The organism is Rhodopseudomonas palustris HaA2 (genome assembly GCF_000013365.1).
GTDB lineage: Bacteria > Pseudomonadota > Alphaproteobacteria > Rhizobiales > Xanthobacteraceae > Rhodopseudomonas > Rhodopseudomonas palustris_J.
The window spans coordinates 3,460,019-3,480,362 of the sequence record NC_007778.1 but is presented as its reverse complement, the minus strand read 5'-3'; the positions used below and the strand labels follow the sequence as shown (position 1 = coordinate 3,480,362).

The window sequence follows — 20,344 nt, the reverse complement described above, 5'->3', positions numbered from 1 at the left end:
AAGTATTCTCGGACGAGTATTGTTCGGCGCACTTCTCGCACTTGGGAAGGTTTCATTCGAGTTTTGTGGGTGAATGGATGCCAGCAGGCGGGCTGGCGTTTTCTGTGTCTGGTTTAAGGGGTCTGCGGCTCCGTCCTCCGTCAAGAGCAAGCCTTGGCGTTCACTTCGGCGCAGCTAGCGGTTTCCCCGACCTTCCGCGCTTCGCTTGTGCATGACGGGTGACCCCTCCGCTGGCGGCAGTTTTGACGGCTTCCCCCCGCTCATTGGCGCATTGGCGCGGGCCTAGTCCGGTTGCAGGGCAACCGACCATCCGAGAAATAAATGCGTTGGCAACGAAGCCAACCGCATCTGGTTTTGCGCAGCCGCATCAACTCCTGATGCGCAATCGTGCGCCGTGCTTTGATATCTTGCTGGAGTGCCTGGCGATCTTCGAGGTTCTTCAGGACAAGTGCGTCCTTTTCCGCGCGGTCACGGCGGAAGGCTTGGAGCGTTTCGCGCTCGTTCTCAGCCGCCTGCTATCGTCTTTCCCTGAGCGGAGCGAGCCCATTCCCCCCTCTGTCGTCCTGCCGCCGGTGCGGCAGTCATCTCCCAGCGGTGATGACCTTTCCCATCGCATCGCTCGCCCCGCGACCGTGAAGGCGCGCCGGTGCGTCGGCGCAAGGGGAGTGGTGCGGGCGCACGTAGGCCGAAGGCCGGAGGAGCCTCGGTCCCCTTGCGAGGCCCAGCAGGGGCCGCCCGGCGTGCCGATGTGCCAGGTCGAGGAAGGGGCGAGTGATGCGATGGGAAAGCGGTACTCAAAGACCAATTCGAAAAATGTGGCGGAAGCCTGCCACAATTCGAAGCATTTGCGCTTGTGTTTCTTGGCCTCCACGAGGGGGGCGTGGATGATTGCTCATCCCGAAAACGAACCCATCAGATCAACGCGGCAGCATGCTGCGCGGACCGGTGCCGCGAGACTCCGGCCAGTCGGATAGTGGTCCTCCGAAAGCCTCCGTGTTCGGATCGACGGCGGCGAGGATGAGCGCGCCGGCGGCGCGCCAGGACTTCAGGCAGCGGGTCGGATGCTGCATGACCTCGATCGCGAGGCGAGACCAGCCATCCGACGCGATTGTGAGAAAATACGTCTGCAATTGCAGGTCGTCCGCCACCTCAGTGCGATGACCGAGGACGTCGCACCACGGTACCCCGTCGATCCGGACTCGCCGGTGATGCTCGTAACGTCGCGCGGACGCCTCGACAGCGAGGATCCAAGCGCCAATGTCCGGCGCGTAGTATGACCATTCCGGGCGGGGCATGCGTCCGGCGGCTCGGTCGAGCACGTACCGCCGCAGGATATGCGGGGCGACGGTCATTGCGAATACGTGTGCGCGGCGTTGCGGTCGCGATCATCGCGACGCGGCTTCGGCGGCGTGAACGTGCGGCCGGTGCGCTCGTATTCCTCGAGTTCAGACTGACCGAGGTCGCGGAAGCGCGGCAAGGCGGCGGTGATGTCGGCGACGGACTGCCCAGACAGATGCCTGCGCTGATCGTCGTCGAGGTGTGAGACGACGAAGGCCTGCAACGGCTGCGGAAGCCGGTGCATAGCTTCGAGATCACCGGCGGCGGCATCGCGAACGTCTGTAGCTTCTGCGATTGCGGATCGCGCGGCGCAAATCGTTTTTATGGATTTCGCGGATGCGGCTTGCTCCCGCTGCCACGCATCTTGAATCGACAGCGACGGCTGGCAATTTTCGACTTTTACGCCCGCGCGCTGGGCGGCGATCCAGAGCTTATCTTGCTCATCTTGAGTCCAGTCGCCGTCGAGATACACGCCGCCGCCCCAAGCTTCCTTTGCTTTCAGGATCGTTGCATCGATGACTTTGACCGTCAGGCCGCCGTGAATCTCAAGCTGATCGCCAGTGTCTCGGATGCGAGCGTAGCCTGCCGTGACCCAGCATCCGTCTGGGCCGTCGGTCGCCGAATAGCCACGAGCGGTCCACCACAAAACCAGCGAGTTGACTGTGTCTTCCGACACTTTTGTCACTTTCAGAGCGTCGACATCGGCTCCGACTGATGCGGTTTTCGCCAGATGCTCCGGCTCGACGCCGAGCTTATCGGCGAGCGCGGCGGCGAGTATTTGCGCGCGGCCGGTGGGACCCCATGTTCGGATGCTACGCCCGGCTGCATCGTACTCAAGCCAGCCGCCATCGATCATCATAATCCGAGCCGCCGGTCGCGCGGGCGTCGGTTTCTGAATCATGCGCAGATCATCGGAAAATGCATGCGCGTTGAACCCCGCGGGGGCGACTTCTGCGAGGATTTTCGCCTTAAAGTTCTGAGCTCTTATCTTTGCCATCACTTCCCCCTTGTTACGAATTAAGTCTTGCAGATCGATGTCGCCTATGCGTTGCGCGGCGGCGTGGTCACGGATGCGCTTTCGAGCCGCTGCAACGCGCTCGTGTGATGACCCAAAATCTCGACGATCGCCTGCAACAAGCCCTTGAGCTCGTCCAACGGGCTCGTCTCGCCGGTCTGCTCGTCGAGGAGGCTCAGGAGCGGTAACAGGCGCTCCGATGCCTCCCGCGCGCCGGTCGCCTGAGTTAGTATTGCGTCGTTCTGATCGGGCATTTTTGGCTTCCTCCACATTTTGAAAGTTGATGCCGCGCAAGCGTGAGCGGACAGCCGCGGAGGTGATCTTTTCCACGCCTTCTGCACGTGCAGCTGCAGCGAGGACGCGATTCAGGCTATGCACGCTCCCGGACCGGTCGATCAGGACGTAGCCGCTCTCGCCGGTCGCGACCGAAAAATCAAAGGAGTGGAGCGCGACGGCGAACGACCGCGCGTCGTCCGATGCTTGCCACGCTGCGAGAGCTTGCGTCCGGATTTCGTCGAGCGGCACGGCAGTGCGCTCGGCTTGGGCGCGTTGGCGCGGCGTCGAATGCGCCACCGGTCGGCGACCATCGAGCAAACCGGCAGCAAGCATTGCGTCGGAAACGTCGGCGCGGCCCTCTTTCAGGAGCGCTGCCGCCGCACTGCGATTGTGTTTGCCCTTCGTGAACGGCAAACCGCATTCAAACTCCACGATTCTGCTGACTTTTTCTCTTCGCGCGTGATCGTGCGCGAGCGAGACAACGGAGCCGTCGTCACGAACGAGAGACCAGACGACGTGAGCGTGTTTGCGACCGGCCTTGACGTGATAAACACCCGCGCGCTGCGAGTTTTGTAGCCCGAATTCGGCTTCGTAACGATCGAGAAATGTCGCGATAACCGCGTCCGGATCGGAGCAGTCCGGCGGAGGATCGATATGCACGTGGTGCACCGGACGATCCGTCCGGCCGTGAGCGGATGACGCTACAAGCTCCCGAAGCTGATCGCGCAGATGCTCCGCCGCCAGCCCGCGTGCGGGCATGACTTCAACCGTTTGGCCGCCTTTGCGGGACATGAGATGTCGAGCAAGGGCGGGGCCGCCGGAACCTCGGGTTGCGCCTGCGATCACTCGGTCGCCTCTGCCGCTCGGAGACGATCGACGACGCTGACCAGATCGGCCTGCGTTGCGCGCAAATCGCGCAGAATCGTCTCAGTCGTCTCATGCTCCGGAGCGCAGCCCGTCTCACGCAGTGATCGCGCGAGTTGAATCGTCGCGCCTGTCAGTCTGCCGACTTCACCGGTGAGGCGAGAGACGGCGGCAACGTCATCAGACGGGATGCGGACAGGACGGCGACGCGGGCTCGGCGGCAACGGCGGAAGTGTCGCGCCGCCGTCCGGAAGGCGCATCCGGGCGGCGGCGCGGAGCCAGCCGGACACTGTGGTGCCTGCGGCGCGTGCGGCCTCCTGGACTGCTGTGCGGGTCGGCAAATCCGCGCGAAAAAATAGAACGGGAGGGATGGACATGACGCGGCCTCTTGATGAGTACTACGTCATGATGAGATCACCGGCGGAAATCGGACAAGCCATGTCGTCCGACGCGTGTGCCAGACAAGCCATGGTGTATGACGACAGCGGTGAGATAGCGCACCCATGTCGTCATACGGTGACGACGGAAAGGGCTCTCTGAAGCCGTCTGGTGGGGGTCCATGGGGGGGCACGCCTCCCCCTAGCCAGCTTGGGGTCATCGCGAAGCGTATGACACTATGGCTGGCTATCTTCGAGTTCGATAGTCAGGAATGATCAGTAAGCCATGTTATATGACGGTGGGGCGGTTCAAAAGAAAACGGCCCCTATACCGGGGCCATCTTCGTCTCGTTTACATTGTACAGCTCGCGTTCGTACTACGCATTCCGGGAATGATGATCTAGGGTGCCCCTCTGCGCGTCGGTAATAGCAAAGCGGAGTTCTTGGAGTTTATCGTGAACCTCGTAAGCAAGTCTGCCGAGTGCGAAGCACGTTGCAGCTTCATCAATATCGACCGTGCGACGATGAACGAGAGCGTTGTACGCATGCGCTACGTCTCTGAGGTCGTCAGCAAGCGCAACCACTCGTTCGTGTGTGATGGGCTTCTTGTCATCTGGCAACTCCGAAAACGCAAGCCCGTCGGTGTGAATTCGCTCGAACTTCATCACATGATTTCCCTCTAGTTCACTCGTTTCCAGCTAGCTTGGCCTTCTCGGATCGCAGCCGGGCTGTGGGCGTCATTCTTGACATCCTTCCCTCGCACTTATGCTGCGGCCGCAAAGTCGGAATCGACCAGAGACCTCACCGTCACGCGCAGGCGACGTCGCATCGTGTCGAACGACTTTTCCGCCTGGGCGGGTGTGATTTCGATTCTGATCCGCTCGGCGGTGCAGGGATACACATTACAGCAACTATAGTCAGTCATGCGCCAGCCGTCCTTTGCGCGACGCAGAACGACTTCCGCGCCGATCACAGAATATTTGTACGCCGTCGACGCCGGTCCAGCCGAGCGAGCCGTGACGCAAGCTCCGCGCCGGTGGGTCGTCGCGACGAACATTTGTTCGAGCCGTTGCTCGGCCAGATCGGCGATGCGACGGACGTCAGGCGCGGAAAGCGTCCAGGACCTCGCTTTTCCGCGGACTTTATCAATGTGCGTTTCAAGCGATGCGACGTCCGTCACCGCGAGTCCTGAAATTCGCTTTGCCATCGTTGTTAGCTCCTTCTACTGGTGTCCTACCGCAGTGAATGACTTAGTAGGTCACTCACAGACAGATGCTGTCCGCGCTCAGCAGAGAGAGTCAACTGCTTCGACGGAAGCGCTAGGGAGGCAATCGACGAAAATCCCGGGGATTGATTGAGGAATCGCCGATGAAGATTATTTTTCGGGCATAGGCGGGCGACGGTGCGTCTAGCTATCGCCCGCCATCATGATGCCTCTCAGCGAGGTGTCGTGTTGCAGCGGCAATCGCAACAGTTGTTGCGGCACTTATTGTGTCGACAAAGCCGCTGGCGATGACGTCATCCGCGACATTGACGATCTCCCAATACCATCCATCTGGCTCGGCGGCTTCGACGCCGAGCCCAACGACTACGGTAGAAGTGGATGCCTCCGCGCACTGAATTTCATCGCAGCCGGTCCAAAGCGAGAGTTCTGGTTGGGGCTGCAAAGTCATGATGGTCACTGCGTCTCTCCTGTAGTGAAAGAACATGGGTATCCGTGCTACGTCAGCGCCATCTATGAGTCCAGGGACTGGATGTCGCGTAACTAATCGAAATTGATCATCAAGAACTCAGGCCAAGGATTCGATTGGCGCACTCGTAAAGACTCGCCAATTGTTGACAAGGAATCGATGGATTGTCGGGAAGGAGTCGAAATTGTTGACAAGGAGTCGTGCGGTTAGAAAATGAATTCATTGGATGACGCGGTCACGGGTCGCAGAGCCGGTGTCAGGCTGCGCGTTGAACCACGCATTCCCTCATTTGAAACAAATCAGCTAGCACGCCTCTAAGGAGCGGCATTGCTGCTTCCGGGTGACCGTCAGCCCGTAGTGATGCGATGCGCTGTTCAATCATTCTATTGATGCTGAGCGGGTCTCGTTTTGCGCTGTGCAATACATGATAAGCGATGTTGCGCGTGATGATGCGTCGAACCTCCGCGTGTCCGGCGGCTTCGTCGGCGGCGTTTCTCTGGACTTTCGCGGCGCGTTTTAGAATGATGATGCCTTCCTGCCGGTCTGCATCAGCGGTTGTTTCGGCGACGAGACGTTCAAACCCGTCTCCGGAGATGTCTCCCGAGACCGTCTCGATCCGGGACAAGAATGTCCCGGCCAGTTTTGTTCGCAGAAAGCGGAGCCAAGTGAAAGTGTCGAGGTGTCCGACGACTTGTCCGCCGTCTTCGAACTGCTGATCGCCGCCGAGTTCGTCGTCTGCGGGAAGATTCAGAGTCTCCCGGAGTTTCGCGGTAATGACGCATGACCGAGTTCCTGGCATCACCTCAGCGTACTCGCGGAAACGCGCGTAAGCGTCGGTATCGCCTGCGTCGGCGTCTTCGACAATTTGCCAAATCGTTTGGCCCTTGGCATCGCTCTTATGTGCGACGCCGCCAGCCAGTTCCCATGACGTCCCCTTTGCGATGTAATCGCTTGCTGCCTCCGGGCTAGCGGCGATCTCGATGCCCTGGCCATCGATGACAGTCGTTCCGCCGCGTTTAGCGACTTGAGCGCGGAAATTCTCGATGAGAATGCGTCCAGCGGCGAGTGCTGCGTCCTCAATGGCTTCCGACTCTGCGTCGGTCAGTTCGTCGTCGCCATCGCAGGAAATGCACGAGACTCCGAAGTGCAAGTGAAAATGCCAGCCGTGGCGACCGTAGGTAACCTCGGGAGCGACTAGAACTCCGGCAACCCCCGCTTCTTCCGCAGCGCGCGCCCAGTTCTTCTGGCGGCGCGCGGCGGCGAAAGAGTCCGTCACGAGCTTCTTAACGTCCGCAAGCTTGTCCTTCTTCACGTGATGTACGGTAACCAGACCCATCAGAAACATGCCGTCGGCTTCCGTCGTCGCCTTAACGACCTCCCGGACAGCCTCCTGGCGCTTCCTGGCGACGGCCGGTGCGCAGGTTGGACATAGCCAGCCCGATTTGCAGCGATAGACGCCAGAAACCCAGGCGCGGCCTGCGTCGTTACGATGAACCGGGATTTGGAGACGGGCACCGTCGTCTTCATCGCGGTCGTAAGCGGCAGCACCGCAGCCGCAGACTGCGTGAGAGCGCTCGTCTTCGCTGAGACCGGTGCGGAGCATCCGGACCACGGCGTGTTTCAAATCGTACCGGTGCTTAGTCTCAGAAACCTCGGCGTTGGATTCCTCTATTTTCGCGTTGCCTCGTCCTTCGTTGGCATTGTCCAATTGATTGTTGATGTTTTCGTTGTCCGCGAATGTAGCTCCTCTACTGGCAAGCGACCGCCTGTCGGCGGTCGTGTCGGTATCACCCCAAAGCAGATCGATTCCAGCGGCGATTCCGGCGGGCAATGTGATAAACGGGCGACTGCATGCATCGATCGAGAGGTCGCGATCGAAACCATCGCGGCTGATATCACCGCCACGACTATTGTTGACATATCCTAGATTTGTAGTGACCATGATCTCACCCGTTGATGACCCCTGGCGAGCGCCTGCGAAGCGCGAAGACCCAGGGGTTGTCATCAATGGTGGGTATCAACTCACGCGCAGGTCAAACGCGCTCGGACCGTGCCGGTCGGCTCAACGCGCAAAATCCCAACGATTCATTGGGAAAGAATATTTTCGGGAGGATCGCGGTAAACGGGTCGGCAGCCGACAGCATATGACCGATCGTCATGCAAAAGTTGGAATCTTCAGAACGGAAGAACGCCAATACTTTCTTGGGTGCTCCGATGCAAAGCTGGATCGAGCGCGGTCTCCCTCGCTCCCCCCATGACGATTCTTCGTGGCTCTCGGCCGGGCCACGGGTCCCGGCCTTCGTGCGCCGTGCCGGCGCACCGCCACTCTCGGATAGTCATGGGGCCCCGTCGCTCGGTGACTAGTCGTTCGGGCCGCTCGCCCCGCGCAAGAGCGCGCGCCTAAGAAGGCGCTGCCGTCGAGCCCCTTGGGCTCGACGCAGGGACGAGTGTAGGCGGCCCTCGCGACCGTCAACCGCGTTCTGTTTGCTCGGTCTTACAAGCGTTTTTGGGAAAGATATGGAGCGATGTCGACACCCGGAAAGCTGACGCGCTCGATGACTGCGGTTTCGACATCCTCAAGTTCGGGATCGGTGTAGTGACCTTGGGCTCCGACGACGAGGTGGCCCATGATCCTGTCTTTCGTGCGATGGGGCACAAGCGCCCGCTCTAATGCAGCCGCGAAATTGTGGCGGAGACTGTAGAACGAGGTATCGTCGGTTTTCGCGCCAGCGCTCTTGATGTCGCGGTTTAGCCGTTTCCCGACGGCGGATGAAAAATATCCGTATTGATCCGGCCGCAGGTTGGGAAACAGGCGCGTGTACTTGGGGTGATTTCTCCGCTGATCGACAAAATCAATAAATCCGATCTTGATCAGGTCGTCGTGAATAGGAATTTGTCGGCGCGCCGATGCGGTCTTCAGTTTCAATCTCGCAGCAGACTTTTCCTCTTTTTTCATTCCTTTCACCGCGCGCTCGATCTCATCTCGATCGTAAATCGTCAGCAAATCGATATGCCAGCGGCCATTGTGTAGAATAATCCGGCGCGGCTCGATCTGGCAGAGTTCATTGAGGCGAGCACCGGTATATAGAGCCAGGATCGGCAGCCAAAAGTCTTCTGTCGCTCGCGATCGTTTCTGGACGATGTACCGGAAATAGGCATTGATCGGATCGGGCTTGAAAGCTCGCCGACCTTCGTCAGGTCGGTCGGTCCTGCGGCTTTCGCGTGTCCGCGAGGAGACGATGCCGATGGCAGGGGTCGCGGGAATCCAGAGATTCCGAACAAGATGCATGAAGAACGTTTTGACGGGTGTCAGATAGTCGTCGTCGACGGTTTTGTCATCGATAACTTCAAAGGGCCGTGCGCGCTTTTCGTTCCTTTCGGCGGCATCGGCAAGATTGTTGGTTTTGAACCGGTCGAAAGCTCGTTTCGGCGTGCGGTCCAAGATATCGCGATATCGTTCAAAATCCTGGCGTGTGTAGTCGCGGAGTGGCTTGTCGCCGATCGTTTCCAGAAAATTCCTGATCCGCGGCCCAATTGTCGAAACATGCTTCGTGCCGCCAAGCTCTTTGGCCTTGGCCTGAACGTAATCGTCGATCTTGGTCGACAGGAGGTCGGCGGACCACTGATTCTTGTGCGCGTTTTGAACGTCATTCCGGACCTTCGCCATCTCGTTCATCAAGTCGGCACGAAGGTCGGCAATCTCGCTTGAGGGAGCCTTCGCCGGTGCGGCGGTCAAGGCCGCTACGCGGTCGCCGATTACACGGATACGTTGATTGATCCCCGAAAGACGCTCCCGAGTTCCGGCCGTCGCCTTGTACTCGGTGATGGCTGCCTGGATTGCGTCCGCCTGCTGCCGGGTGCTGTCGGTCGCCTGCTGGCTTTCGACGAGACCCATCGCGTCGTCGAACATTTTCAGCAAAAGGGCGCGGTCGGGTTGTTCCAGATCATTCAATTGTGCTTGCCGGACCGCCTCCGACCATTCATCCATCGTCACTGCCAGCCTCATTGCCCGTCTCCGGGCCTTCCTACGGTCGCCGGTCCGGAGACTCGCGGCGGCGTCATTCGAGCCAACGTGAGCCTTCAGATCCTGCGGGATTGATCGGCGAAACCAATAAACGGTGCCGCGTTTCCATAGGTACATGAGCGCCTCGAAACGTTACATCAAATTGTAACAGAATCGAGTCGCTAGAATGCTTCTTACATTAGTAAAATCAATTGCTTAGACATGGCGGAAGGGGTGGGATTCGAACCCACGGTACCCTTGCGGGCACGCCGGTTTTCAAGACCGGTGCCTTAAACCGCTCGGCCACCCTTCCGTGCCGGAACAACAGCGGCATAGCAAAGCGCGACGGCGGGGGGAAGCGTCGCGCGATCGCGGGACGGCAGAGCTCGGAGACGGGTCCCCGGCGCCACAGTCGGGTCGGCGGCTCATCGGATTGGCGCTCGATCTGTGTCGCGCGGGGCTCTCGCGAGGGAGCGGTCTGTCAATATTGCGGCATTATTGCTACACTTTGCTGTAAATTTGTCATATGCGCGGTGGTTGAGCGAAGATGTTCGGTATTGAGCGGTGGGAGCGGTGTCGGACATCTAGGCTGGCGCCGAGCCTGGCTCGTCACAGCCGGGCAAAACTGGTTCTGGACGGAGTCCTCACCGCATGTCCGACGCTTCCGCGAGCGCCATCGTCCCCGATTACCCGCTGAATCGGACCCCGGTCGTCCACACCACAGACATCGCGGAAATGCGCCACGCACTGATCAATTTCTATGGTGCACGGGCGTTCTCGGCGGAGGCCGAGGGGTTCGAGGGGTTCGGCAGCTTCGTCAAGCTCGACGTGACGGCGTTCGGCTTTTGCCGCTACGCCTCGCAGGCTGTCGCGGAGTTTTCCGAAACCGATTTCGCGCGGCTGCAGATCGCGTTATGCGGCACCGGCCGGACCACCTCGGGCGGCTCGAGTGTCGAGGTCGACCCTTCGCGCTGGTGTGTTTCGTCGCCGGGGGCGCCGACGGTGCTGGAGTTCGGCGCCGACTACGAGCAGCTCATCATCCGGTTCTCCAATGAAAAGCTGATGGCCACGCTGGAGGCGATGCTGGGTGTCAAGCCGCGCGGCCGGCTGGTGTTCGCGCCATCGGTGCGGATCGACGATTGCGGCGCGCGTGCGCTGCGCGATCTCGGCCTGTTTCTCGCCCGGCATGTCGATCCGGCGCAGGCCCCGCTGCCGCCGCTGATGCTGCGCGAACTCGAACATACGCTGATGGTGTCGCTGCTCAGCGTGGCGCGGCACAATTTCAGCGACCAGCTCGACCGCGATGCGCCGGACTGCGCGCCGGACTATGTTCGCGTCGCGGAGGAGTTCATCGCGGCGTCTTGGAACAGGGCGATCACCATCAACGATCTCGCCGCCGTGACCAATGTCGGGGTCCGCAGCCTGTTCAAATCGTTTCAAAAGCACCGTGGCTATTCGCCGATGGCGTTCGCCAAGACGGTGCGGCTCAACAAGGCCCGCGAAATGCTGCTGCAGGGCGATCCGTCGCGCTCGGTCACCTCGGTCGCGTTCGCCTGCGGCTTCAGCAATCTCGGCCATTTCGCCCACGACTATCGCCAGAAACACGGAGAATTGCCGTCGGAAACGTTGGCCCGGGCGCGCTGACCGGACGCGCCCCTGGCGGCGGCGTGCGACGGTTAGCCGAGATGCGCATAGGCAGCTGCAGCCGGCTCCGCTAGACGGGGAGTGTGATATCACTGAAGCGCCCGCGGGCGCGAACGGCAGAGCCGGCACCATTGACCTCAACAGGGGGCATCGGTCATTCCACCAACCTCGTCGGCGTGCCGATGGGCTTCCTCACCGATGTCGGCTTCAACGACCAGCCGGTGCCGCTGCACATCGCCGGCGTACGCGAGATGAATCCGAGCCTGTTCGAGATGCTCGGTCAGGCGGCCGATCTCGCCGACGCTGGCGAGGCGTTCTCGTGCTACATGGCCGCGCTGTTCGGCATCGATGCGGAGCAACGGGTGCGCAGGGCCGACGGCCGCAGCCGCTTCCGCTCGTCGTTTCTCGATCTGATCAAGGGCTGGGGCTTCGACAGCAACGGGCCGGAGGGCGCCGTGCTGAAGGGCTGGGTGGAGAGCCGGTTCGGCATTTTTCCGACGTTTCACAAGGACGCGATCCGGCGGATCGCGAGCCCGGCATGGACGACCTATGTCGAAGAGAAGATGTCGAGCCGCTTCCACAACAACGCGATCTACGTGCAGCTCGATTTGCTGTTCGAATTCTGCCAATGGGCGCTGGCGCATTTTTCCGCCGCCGGCAGCACCCACGTCACACTCTATCGCGGCGTCAACGCATTCGACGAACACCAGATCGTACAGCGGATCGACAAGCGTCACGTGGTGATGCGGCTGAACAATCTGACGTCGTTCTCGTCGGACCGTAGCGTCGCCGACTGTTTCGGCGACACCATCCTGACCGTGCGGGTGCCGGTGCCGAAGATCCTGTTCTTCAACCGGCTGCTCGCCGCGCATCCCTTGAAGGGCGAAAGCGAGTATCTGGTGATCGGCGGCGCGTATCGCGTCACCGCGAGCTATTTCTGAGGACCGCCATGACGCAACCGAGCATCGAGGATCGGGCGCTGGCGGCCTATCTCGGCTTCGCCGTCGGCGATGCGCTCGGCGCCACCGTCGAATTCATGACGCCGTCCGAGATCGTCGAGCGTCACGGCGTTCACAAGGAGATCATCGGCGGCGGCTGGCTGCGGCTGAAGCCGGGGCAGGTGACCGACGACACCGACATGGCGCTGGCACTCGGCCGCTCGCTGATCCGCTGCGGCGGCTTCGACGTGCGTGACGTCTGCGACGAGTTCGCCGCCTGGCTCAGAACCGGCCCGGTCGATGTCGGCAGCACCTGCCGCCGTGGCATCCGCCGCTACATCACCAGCGGCACCGTCGAGGGGCCGTATTTCGAAGGCGACGCTGGCAACGGCGCCGCGATGCGGATCCTGCCGGTGGCGTTGGCGACATTCGGCCGGCCGGCGGAGGAGGCGGCAGCATGGACCGTGGCTCAGGGCCACATCACCCATCATCATCCGTTGTCCGACGGCGCGGCGCTGGCGCTGGTGCGGATGCTGCAGGCACTGCTCGCGGGCGAGGGGCGAACTGGTGCCCGTGTGATCGCGGACGAACTGGTCGAAGCGCACCGCAGCTTCAGGTTCGAGCCGTTTCGTTGCCAGTCGTCGGCCTACGTCGTCGATACGATGCAGACCGTGCTGCACTACTACTTCAACACGACGACGTTCGCGGATTGCGTGATCGCGACCGTCAACCACGGCGGCGATGCCGACACCACCGGGGCACTCGCGGCGATGCTCGCCGGCGCGACCTATGGTTCGGCCGCGATCCCGAAGCGCTGGCTGGACCGGCTCGATCGCCATGTCACAGCGGCGATCCACGATCAGGTGCCGCATCTCCTGGCCATCGCCCGACGCGACGGCGGCGCGTAAAATTCGCGCGGATTGACGCATCTCCCGCACTCAATTGTCACTGGTATTCCCCGGCATCCGGCCCATATGCTGATCATCGCAACGTCAGGCAGCCATCGTGATACGACGCGCGTTGCGCTCCCGCCGCCGCGCATGACAGGGAGACCTAGGATGCATTCACCACCGCCTCACGATCCAAAGCCTCTGCATCAACGGCCGCCCGAGCGAGCCGGCGAATGGCGCGAGCGGACCGAGGAGCGCGCGCCGACTGCCGAACGCGAGCGCCTGATCAAGCAGGCGCGCGAGCTCGATACCGCTGCGAACATTCAGGGATGGTTGTCGTCACCGGAACTGGAGCCGCCGAAATGATAGGTGCGGGCGGGCTGTTCAGCGCTTCACCTTCAGGAATCTGACGCCGATCTCGTCGCCGTTGACCCACGCCACCTCGCACCGCCGATAAGCGAGTCCGGTGGAAGACAGCAGAAGAAAAAACTCCTTCTCCTTCAATCCTTGCAGCGATGCCGGCATCAGCCGTGCGCCTTGGGCGGAGGCGTCCAGCATCTTGCAGGCGAGCCGCCATGTGCCGTCGATCGACATGATCCAGGCGTCGACGCCGCGATCGAATCCGACGCGAGGGAATTTGCGCTTTTCGGGGATGGAGACCACGGCGGACCTGCTTCAGATCGTGGCGCCCGGGGGCGCCGGAGGCCGATACTGGGCGGCCTAGTCCCCGATGCGCTTGAGGAGCGCGCGCATCGACAGGCTCGGCGTTTCTCGGGCGGAACCCTCGATCGAGACGTAGCCGTCGCTGGCGACGCCGTCGAAATCGACGTCGACCGGATCGATGCCGAACACCGAGTAGTGATCGGGATGATCGGCGTTGGCGTGACGGGTGCCGCGCAGATTGCCGAACACGCGGGCGCCGTCCTGGGTATAGGAGCCGACATAGGCGAAGCTGGAATCTCCGCCGCGGATCTGGCCATCCTGCAACATGACGACCCCGTGCGCCTTCTTCCGGGCCGTTTCAAATTCCGCCGTGTAAAAGCCCCTGAGACAATTCGTCATGTCAATCTCGCACGCTATGAATATGCGGCTGTCTACCACCGGAGCTTTACGGCTTTGCTAATGCGCTCGGTGCGCTTCCGACTTTTCACTCTGCGCCACAGCGTCGCGCGGCTGCGCTGATCGCCGCGACGGTGCCGGCTCGCGCTCGGGCGCCTGACGACCCGGGCCTGTCAGTCGTGCGCGTGTCCGTCGCCGCTTGTGGGGATCGTCACCAGCCGGCCGTAGCGCACGCCGCGTTCCGAAAAGATGTGATCGGCAAAATGCTGAATCTCGTTCGCCTTGCCGTCGAGGATGGTGACTTCGAGGCATTGGTCGTGATCGAGATGCACGTGCATGGTCGCGCGCGACAGCTCGTGGTGATTGTGGAAGCTCTGCGTCAGCTTGCGCGGAAGATCGCGCTTGGAATGATCGTAGGTGTAGACCATCGCCCCGACGCAGTGTTCTGCACTGGCGTGCGCCGAGGTCTGCTGAATTCCGATCCGCGCCAGATCGCGGATCGCCTCGGAGCGGTTCTGGTAGCCGCGGGCCTCGATGATGGCGTCGAGCTTCTTCATCAGATCGTCGTCCAGCGTGACGGTGACGCGGTGCATCGCAGGCCTCTATTGGTATGCAGATTTATTGACATTGTCATACTGCCCGTGCCACGCTTCCAGTTCGGGCGATCTGCCGGGACCGCCTGCGATAGCAGATTTGGGGTGCACGCGTCTTGCAGCCACGCAGCGACGCGGTGGGGGCGGGCGTGCTTGGTATTGATCTCCGGCAGATGGCTGGACGCGGCATCGCGGTCGGCTGTGTGATTTTCAGCAGCGGCTTATCATCGGCAACGGCGCAGGAGCAAACACCCCGGGCGCCGGTCGAAACCTTGCCGCAGATCGCGGTCGATGCCCCGCCGCGCGTGGCGCGCAGCGCGGTACGACGTCCGGTACGCCCGTCCGCGACATTCCCGGAACGTCGGGTGCCCGCACCGGCGCCAGCCGCGATCGCGGATGCGGCGCTCGCCGCCGCCAGCTCCGGGCCGGCGCCGCTCAGCGCCCCACAGAACCAGGCCGCCAGCGCGCGCGTGATCAGCGGTGCCGAAATCAACGCGATGCCGGTCGCACGGGTCGGTGAGGTGCTGGAGGCGGTGCCCGGGCTGGTCGTCACCCAGCACTCCGGCGAGGGCAAAGCGAACCAGTATTTCCTCCGCGGCTTCAATCTCGACCACGGCACCGATCTGGCGATCACCGTCGACGGCATGCCGGTCAACATGCCGACGCACGGCCACGGCCAGGGCTATGCCGATATCAATTTCATGATTCCGGAGTTGATCAGCGCCCTGACGCTACGCAAGGGACCCTATTTCGCCGATGTCGGCGATTTTGGTTCGGCAGGCGCCGTGGGTATCGATTATTTTCGCGCGATGCCGAAGACCATCGCCGAAGTCACGATGGGCAGCTTCGGCTATCGACGGCTGCTCGGCACCGGCTCGACGAAGGCGGGCGAGGGGACGGTGCTCGCCGCCTTCGAAGCACAAACCTATAACGGCCCCTGGGACGTGCCCGACAACGTCCGCAAGCTGAACGGCGTGCTGCGCTACAGCCAGGGCACGGTAACGGACGGCTTCTCGCTGACCGGCATGGCCTATGCCAACCGCTGGACCTCGACCGATCAGGTCGCGCAGCGCGCGATCGATCAGGGCGTGATCGGCCGCTACGGCTCGCTCGATCCGACCGACGGCGGCAATTCCAGCCGATTCAGCCTGTCCGGACGGTTCGCGCGCTCGAGCGACATCGGCCAGACCGATCTCAATGCCTATGTGATCCGGTCGTCGATGCAGCTCTACAACAATTTCACTTACTATCTCGACGATCCGGTCGACGGTGATCAGTTCAACCAGTACGACCGCCGCATGGTGATCGGGCTGAACGGCACCCAGCGCTTCGACTATCGGTTCGCAGGGCTACCGGTGGAAACGCGCGTCGGGCTTCAGAGCCGCGCCGACAGTATCGATCTGGGCCTCACCAAGACGTTGCAACGCAATTGGCTGTCGACGGTGCGCGCCGACGACGTCACCGAGCAGTCGCTCGGACTGTGGACCGACACCACGGTGCGCTGGACCGACTGGCTGCGCACCACGGCGGGTGTCCGCGAAGATTATGTCGGCGGCCGCGTGCGCAGCGACACGCCGGCGAATTCCGGCTCGGCCTCCGCGACGATGACCAGTCCCAAGGTCGGGATCGTGCTCGGCCCGTGGCTCGCGACCGAGTTCTTCGGCAATGCCGGCACCGGCCTGCACAGCAACGACATTCGCGGTGCGACCATCACTGTCGATCCGACCGACAAGATCACGCCGGCAGACCGTGTGCCGCTGCTGGTGCGCTCGAAAGGCGCCGAACTCGGCGTCCGCAATCGCCTGGTCCCTGGGTTGACCACGTCGCTGGCGGTGTTCGTGCTCGATTTCGATTCCGAACTGCTGTTCGTCGGTGACGCCGGCACCACCGAGGCGAGCCGGCCGAGCCGGCGCGTCGGCGTCGAGTGGACCAGCCAGTACAGGCCGCTGCCGTGGCTGGGGTTCGATTTCGACGTCGCCTACACGCGGGCTCGCTTCACCGATGTCGATCCGGCCGGCGATCTGATTCCCGGCGCGCCCGCCTGGGTGGCGAGCACCGGGCTGACGTTCGGACGGGAAACCGGCTGGTTCGGCGCGCTGAAAGGCCGCTATTTCGGACCCCGGCCGCTGATCGAGGACGGCAGCGAGCGCTCGCTGGCGTCACTGATTTTCAATGCCCGTGCGGGCTATCGCTTCGAAAACGGGCTGCGGTTTCAGCTCGACGTCTTGAACCTGTTCAACGCCAAGACCAACCAGATCGAGTACTACTATCTTTCCCGCCTGCCGGGCGAGCCGCTCGATGGCGTCGGCGACCGCCACGTCCATCCGGCGGAACCGCTGGCCGTGCGGCTGACATTGGCCGGCGCATTCTGACCGGATCGTTCCGACAGCCCCGCTGCCGCGACGGGTGGTGTCGCGCTTTGCAAATCGTCGATACGATGCCGCGCGATGCATTCGAACGTGGAGACCGGGATGACCCTCGATGAATTTCGACGCCTGCTCACGGAATTGACGCTCGCAGCGGAGGCAGCCGATGGCGAGCGCTTCGCCCGCTGTTTCACCGACGATGGCGTCTACTACGATTACATCTATGGTGTGCATCGCGGTCGCAAGGAGATCGCCCACATGCTGGTCGAATTGTTCCGGCGCGACGCCGACGATGACTATCGCTGGGAGATGTTCGACCCGGTGTTCGACGGCACCATGGGTTATGCTTGGTCGCTGTCGAGCTTCACCTCGCTGGTACCTCAGTTCAAAGGCCGGTTCGTCGTCATCGACGGCATGAGCCGCTTCGTCGTGCGAGACGGCCTGTTCAGCGAATACCGTGAATCGGTCAATGGCGGCGTCGCGATGCAGCAGCTCGGCGTCGAGCCCGCGCGGATGGCGAAAATCTTCAATCGCTGGGGTGGCTGGCTGAAAGAGCGGCCGGAAACGGTCGAGTATCTGGCGCGTCCGCGCGCGCTCGCCGCAAAGGCGCCTCGGCCGCGGTGAGAATCACAGGCGCCGCAGGCGGCCCTGATTGCCGGCAGCCCGGATCGCGCGGACGCGTTGCCGCGTTCCGTTATGAATAAAAATCTTCATTTTGGTCAGATGGTTAGTGGCGGAGACGGAGGGATTCGAACCCTCGATAGGGCTTTACAACCCTATAACGGTTTAGCAAACCGCCGCCTTCAGCCACTCGGCCACGTCTCCGGCTGGCCCGATATGCCCGACGCGGTCGCGGGCCGCAAGCGGGATTCCATGCTTGATAACCGCAACTTCCGGACCTGGGCCGTCCGGCCGCCGCGGAAATGCGGCGGTTCCGTTTCGGCGGGTGGCCGCGGCGGCCGCTCGACGCAATCCCGCCGATCGAGCCGGAAGATTCGCCCGTTGCAGGATTCGATTCTCAGCGATTTCGGGTGTGGTCCGCCGGAATCCGTCCGCGTCCCGCGTGCAACGGCAAATCTGGATGTTGCCAGCCAATGCTGCAGGGCGGTAGAGAGTTTGCATGAAGATTTGTAAAAGTACAATAAAAACAAAAGCTTGAACGAGTTCCAAAGTGGAAACGCAAGTGTTATTTGTGCAACACCACCCCAAAAACGGCGAGACTCCAGCCGTTCTGAGGCGTTCCTTTGTTGCGTGTGCATCACGGTTAGGTAATTCTCGTGACTGCGACGGAGGGGGGCATCCCGAGGTCGTCCCGGATTAGGTGGTTCGCTTAAGTCCCTCGCGTTCAGCGGGTGTGTCCGAAGGCGCGAAGCGGCTAGGCGGGTTTGATTGGGACAAGGGGACCACCCTGCGGATGCGACAGCATCCTGCGGTCAGGAACCTTCCCTAGAGAGCAAACTTGGAGGTTTACATGAACATGGTTAAGAGCCTTTTCCTTGGCTCCGCGGCGGCTCTCGTCGCCATGAGCGGCGCGCAGGCGGCCGATCTTCCGTTGAAGGCCAAAGCGGTCGAGTACGTGAAGGTTTGCTCGATCTACGGCGCCGGCTTCTACTACATCCCGGGCACCGACACCTGCATCAAGCTCGGCGGCTATCTGCGCGCCGACGTGACGATGTACGGTGGCGCCGCCTATAACGCCCCGGCCTGGAACGGCAACGCCGGCCAGCAGAACCGCCTCGCGAACAACACCATCTTCCGTTCGCGCCAGGACATCAACATCGACACCCGCACCGCCACTGAATACGGCGTGGTTCGCACCTACTTCGATGCGACCTTCAACTGGACCACGGGCGACGCCGTCGCCGGCGGTACGCTCGGCGTCTACTACGCCTTCATCCAGTTCGCCGGCTTCACCTTCGGTAAGGCCGTGTCGCAGTTCGATACGCCCTGGACCGGTTATCCGGGCAACAACACCTCGTTCCTGATCGGCGGCTACGACGACGTCACCGGCATCAACCAGGTCGCCTACACTGCGGAATTCGGCAACGGCGTGTCGGGCTCGATCTCGCTCGAAGACCAGTCGTCCTACCTGCAGTCGGCGCTGTACAACACCTCCGGCCTGACCAACGCCGGCTTCGCCTCGGGCGTGTTCGGCACCAACTCCTACGCCGGTACCCAGATCCCCGACATCGTCGGTAAGATCCGCGTCGACCAGGCCTGGGGTCTGTTCCAGGTGTCGGCTGCGGCCCACCAGGTTCGCGCTTCCTACTACACGCCGGCTCTCGAGACCTCGGGTCATCCGAGCGACACTTGGGGCTACGCGGTGCAGGGCGCAATCTCGCTCAAGAACCTGCCGACCGGCCCCGGCGACAGCATCAACTTCACGGCGACCTACTCGAACGGTGCGACCCGTTACGTGCTCGGCGGCGTGAGCCCGAGCTCGTTCGCGATGTACGGCAGCTCCGGCGTCGGCTACCAGAGCCTGGCTCTGGCGGGTGCGGCCGATGGTATCTTCGCGGGCACCAACAACATCAACGGCACCGGCATCACCAAGACCGATGCCTGGGGCGTCCGTGGCGCGTTCAACCACAACTGGAACCCCAACTGGTCGACCTCGCTGTTCGGTTCGTACACCTCGATCGACTACAACGGCACGGCGACTGCCCAGATCTGCGCCACGGCTGTCGGGTTCACCTGTAACCCGGACTTCCGTATCGCTCAGATCGGCACCGTCACCCGCTGGACCCCGGTCAAGAACCTGACGTTCTCGGGCGAAGTGATGTACACCTACCTCGACCAGAGCCATTCGGGTCTGGTGGCCCTGGCTCCGGGCGCGACCAAGCCGGCCGCGAACTACGAGCTCAAGGACCTCGGCACCTGGAGCGGCAACCTCCGCGTTCAGCGCGTGTTCTGATCCTGATCGTTCCGCAAGGAACGGGTCACGAAACCCCGGCGGGCAACCGCCGGGGTTTTTCGTTGTGGCATGAGCATTTGGCGGAAGGTGCGGGAGCCGGGGCCCCGGGGGGCGCTCTGGGTCGGCGGGAGCGAAGGCGAATCATCGGCGCAGTGAAGGCGGGCCCGCTGCCGGCCGGGTGTGGCCCGGGCGCATCAATCGGCTGATGCCAATCCATTGACGATTCGATCGGAAGGCGGGTGCCGAACTACCGGCGTCGGCGATCGACAGGGCCGACGCGGCGCTCGATGTCTTGCGGCAAACCGGTGGCAAAGCTGGGGCAGGCGTGCCGCAAGCGGACCAACCTGCCGAACCGCAGGCCGGGGCTCGCCGCAGC

18 protein-coding genes and 2 tRNA genes are annotated in these 20,344 nt (G+C 62.2%); 8 read left to right on the top strand and 12 right to left on the bottom strand.

Annotated features, from left to right (window positions below; all coding sequences use genetic code 11):
- Window positions 1-917: 917 nt before the first annotated feature.
- Genes RPB_RS15390 through RPB_RS24640 form a run of 3 tightly spaced genes read right to left on the bottom strand, consistent with a single transcriptional unit; the run spans window position 918 to window position 3,870 of the window.
- On the bottom strand, window positions 918-1,352 hold the full coding sequence (locus tag RPB_RS15390; protein WP_011441937.1) for a hypothetical protein: 435 nt from the start codon (window positions 1,350-1,352) through the stop codon (window positions 918-920).
- Window positions 1,349-3,421 carry a relaxase/mobilization nuclease domain-containing protein gene (locus RPB_RS15385; RefSeq protein ID WP_245258235.1) on the bottom strand — a complete coding sequence of 691 codons (2,073 nt, stop codon included), beginning with the start codon at window positions 3,419-3,421 and terminating at the stop codon, window positions 1,349-1,351. The genes RPB_RS15390 and RPB_RS15385 overlap by 4 nt, the downstream gene beginning before the upstream one ends.
- A gap of 50 nt (window positions 3,422-3,471) precedes the next feature.
- The gene (locus RPB_RS24640) at window positions 3,472-3,870 is read right to left on the bottom strand and encodes a hypothetical protein (protein ID WP_157038835.1); all 399 of its coding nucleotides are present in this window, start codon (window positions 3,868-3,870) and stop codon (window positions 3,472-3,474) included.
- A 455-nt stretch (window positions 3,871-4,325) separates the two neighbouring features.
- On the opposite strand from RPB_RS24640, the gene RPB_RS24635 reads away from it, so the two are divergent.
- A complete protein-coding gene (locus RPB_RS24635; protein ID WP_157038834.1) occupies window positions 4,326-4,553 on the top strand; it encodes a hypothetical protein in 228 nt (75 codons plus the stop codon).
- Between the two features lie 80 nt (window positions 4,554-4,633).
- On the opposite strand, the gene RPB_RS15375 is transcribed toward RPB_RS24635, so the two are convergent.
- From RPB_RS15375 to RPB_RS15355, 5 genes are all read right to left on the bottom strand, one after another.
- Entirely contained in the window at window positions 4,634-5,077 is a 444-nt protein-coding gene (locus RPB_RS15375) for a hypothetical protein (RefSeq protein WP_011441935.1), read from the bottom strand.
- Window positions 5,078-5,282: 205 nt separating this feature from the next.
- Window positions 5,283-5,552 carry a hypothetical protein gene (locus tag RPB_RS24630; RefSeq protein WP_157038833.1) on the bottom strand — a complete coding sequence of 90 codons (270 nt, stop codon included), beginning with the start codon at window positions 5,550-5,552 and terminating at the stop codon, window positions 5,283-5,285.
- 265 nt (window positions 5,553-5,817) lie between these two features.
- On the bottom strand, window positions 5,818-7,503 hold the full coding sequence (locus RPB_RS24625) for a hypothetical protein (protein WP_157038832.1): 1,686 nt from the start codon (window positions 7,501-7,503) through the stop codon (window positions 5,818-5,820).
- 552 nt (window positions 7,504-8,055) lie between these two features.
- On the bottom strand, window positions 8,056-9,702 hold the full coding sequence (locus RPB_RS15360) for a site-specific integrase (RefSeq protein ID WP_011441932.1): 1,647 nt from the start codon (window positions 9,700-9,702) through the stop codon (window positions 8,056-8,058).
- Between the two features lie 85 nt (window positions 9,703-9,787).
- Window positions 9,788-9,877: transfer RNA gene (locus RPB_RS15355), tRNA-Ser, on the bottom strand.
- Between the two features lie 338 nt (window positions 9,878-10,215).
- Here RPB_RS15355 and RPB_RS15350 point away from each other — a divergent pair.
- From RPB_RS15350 to RPB_RS24620, 4 genes are all read left to right on the top strand, one after another.
- On the top strand, window positions 10,216-11,208 hold the full coding sequence (locus tag RPB_RS15350; RefSeq protein ID WP_011441931.1) for an AraC family transcriptional regulator: 993 nt from the start codon (window positions 10,216-10,218) through the stop codon (window positions 11,206-11,208).
- A gap of 182 nt (window positions 11,209-11,390) precedes the next feature.
- Complete coding sequence (locus RPB_RS15345; protein ID WP_433993738.1) at window positions 11,391-12,149, top strand: NAD(+)--dinitrogen-reductase ADP-D-ribosyltransferase; 759 nt, start codon at window positions 11,391-11,393, stop codon at window positions 12,147-12,149.
- An 8-nt stretch (window positions 12,150-12,157) separates the two neighbouring features.
- Window positions 12,158-13,054, top strand: a complete 897-nt coding sequence (gene draG / locus RPB_RS15340) for an ADP-ribosyl-[dinitrogen reductase] hydrolase (RefSeq protein ID WP_011441929.1) — start codon at window positions 12,158-12,160, stop codon at window positions 13,052-13,054.
- A gap of 66 nt (window positions 13,055-13,120) precedes the next feature.
- Window positions 13,121-13,402, top strand: coding sequence for a hypothetical protein (locus RPB_RS24620; RefSeq protein ID WP_157038831.1), 282 nt, complete (start codon window positions 13,121-13,123; stop codon window positions 13,400-13,402).
- An 18-nt stretch (window positions 13,403-13,420) separates the two neighbouring features.
- Here the strand turns inward: RPB_RS24620 and RPB_RS15335 are convergent, their stop codons facing one another.
- The 3 genes from RPB_RS15335 to nikR all read right to left on the bottom strand — a co-directional run bounded on the left by RPB_RS15335 (window position 13,421) and on the right by nikR (window position 14,688).
- Window positions 13,421-13,690 (bottom strand): PilZ domain-containing protein, encoded by a 270-nt coding sequence (locus RPB_RS15335; RefSeq protein WP_049824754.1) that lies wholly within the window; start codon window positions 13,688-13,690, stop codon window positions 13,421-13,423.
- A 66-nt stretch (window positions 13,691-13,756) separates the two neighbouring features.
- Window positions 13,757-14,026: a hypothetical protein gene (locus RPB_RS15330; RefSeq protein ID WP_245258233.1), complete on the bottom strand. Its 270-nt coding sequence runs from the start codon at window positions 14,024-14,026 to the stop codon at window positions 13,757-13,759.
- Between the two features lie 242 nt (window positions 14,027-14,268).
- A complete protein-coding gene (gene nikR, locus RPB_RS15325) occupies window positions 14,269-14,688 on the bottom strand; it encodes a nickel-responsive transcriptional regulator NikR (protein WP_011441925.1) in 420 nt (139 codons plus the stop codon).
- A 173-nt stretch (window positions 14,689-14,861) separates the two neighbouring features.
- Between nikR and RPB_RS15320 the strand changes: the two genes are divergently transcribed.
- Both RPB_RS15320 and RPB_RS15315 read left to right on the top strand, forming a co-directional pair.
- The gene (locus tag RPB_RS15320; RefSeq protein WP_041798270.1) at window positions 14,862-17,060 is read left to right on the top strand and encodes a TonB-dependent receptor; all 2,199 of its coding nucleotides are present in this window, start codon (window positions 14,862-14,864) and stop codon (window positions 17,058-17,060) included.
- Between the two features lie 99 nt (window positions 17,061-17,159).
- Entirely contained in the window at window positions 17,160-17,678 is a 519-nt protein-coding gene (locus RPB_RS15315; protein WP_011441923.1) for a nuclear transport factor 2 family protein, read from the top strand.
- A 107-nt stretch (window positions 17,679-17,785) separates the two neighbouring features.
- Here RPB_RS15315 and RPB_RS15310 read toward each other — a convergent pair.
- Window positions 17,786-17,879, bottom strand: a tRNA-Ser gene (locus tag RPB_RS15310).
- A gap of 646 nt (window positions 17,880-18,525) precedes the next feature.
- On the opposite strand from RPB_RS15310, the gene RPB_RS15305 reads away from it, so the two are divergent.
- Entirely contained in the window at window positions 18,526-19,968 is a 1,443-nt protein-coding gene (locus RPB_RS15305) for a porin (RefSeq protein ID WP_011441922.1), read from the top strand.
- Window positions 19,969-20,344 lie beyond the last annotated feature (376 nt).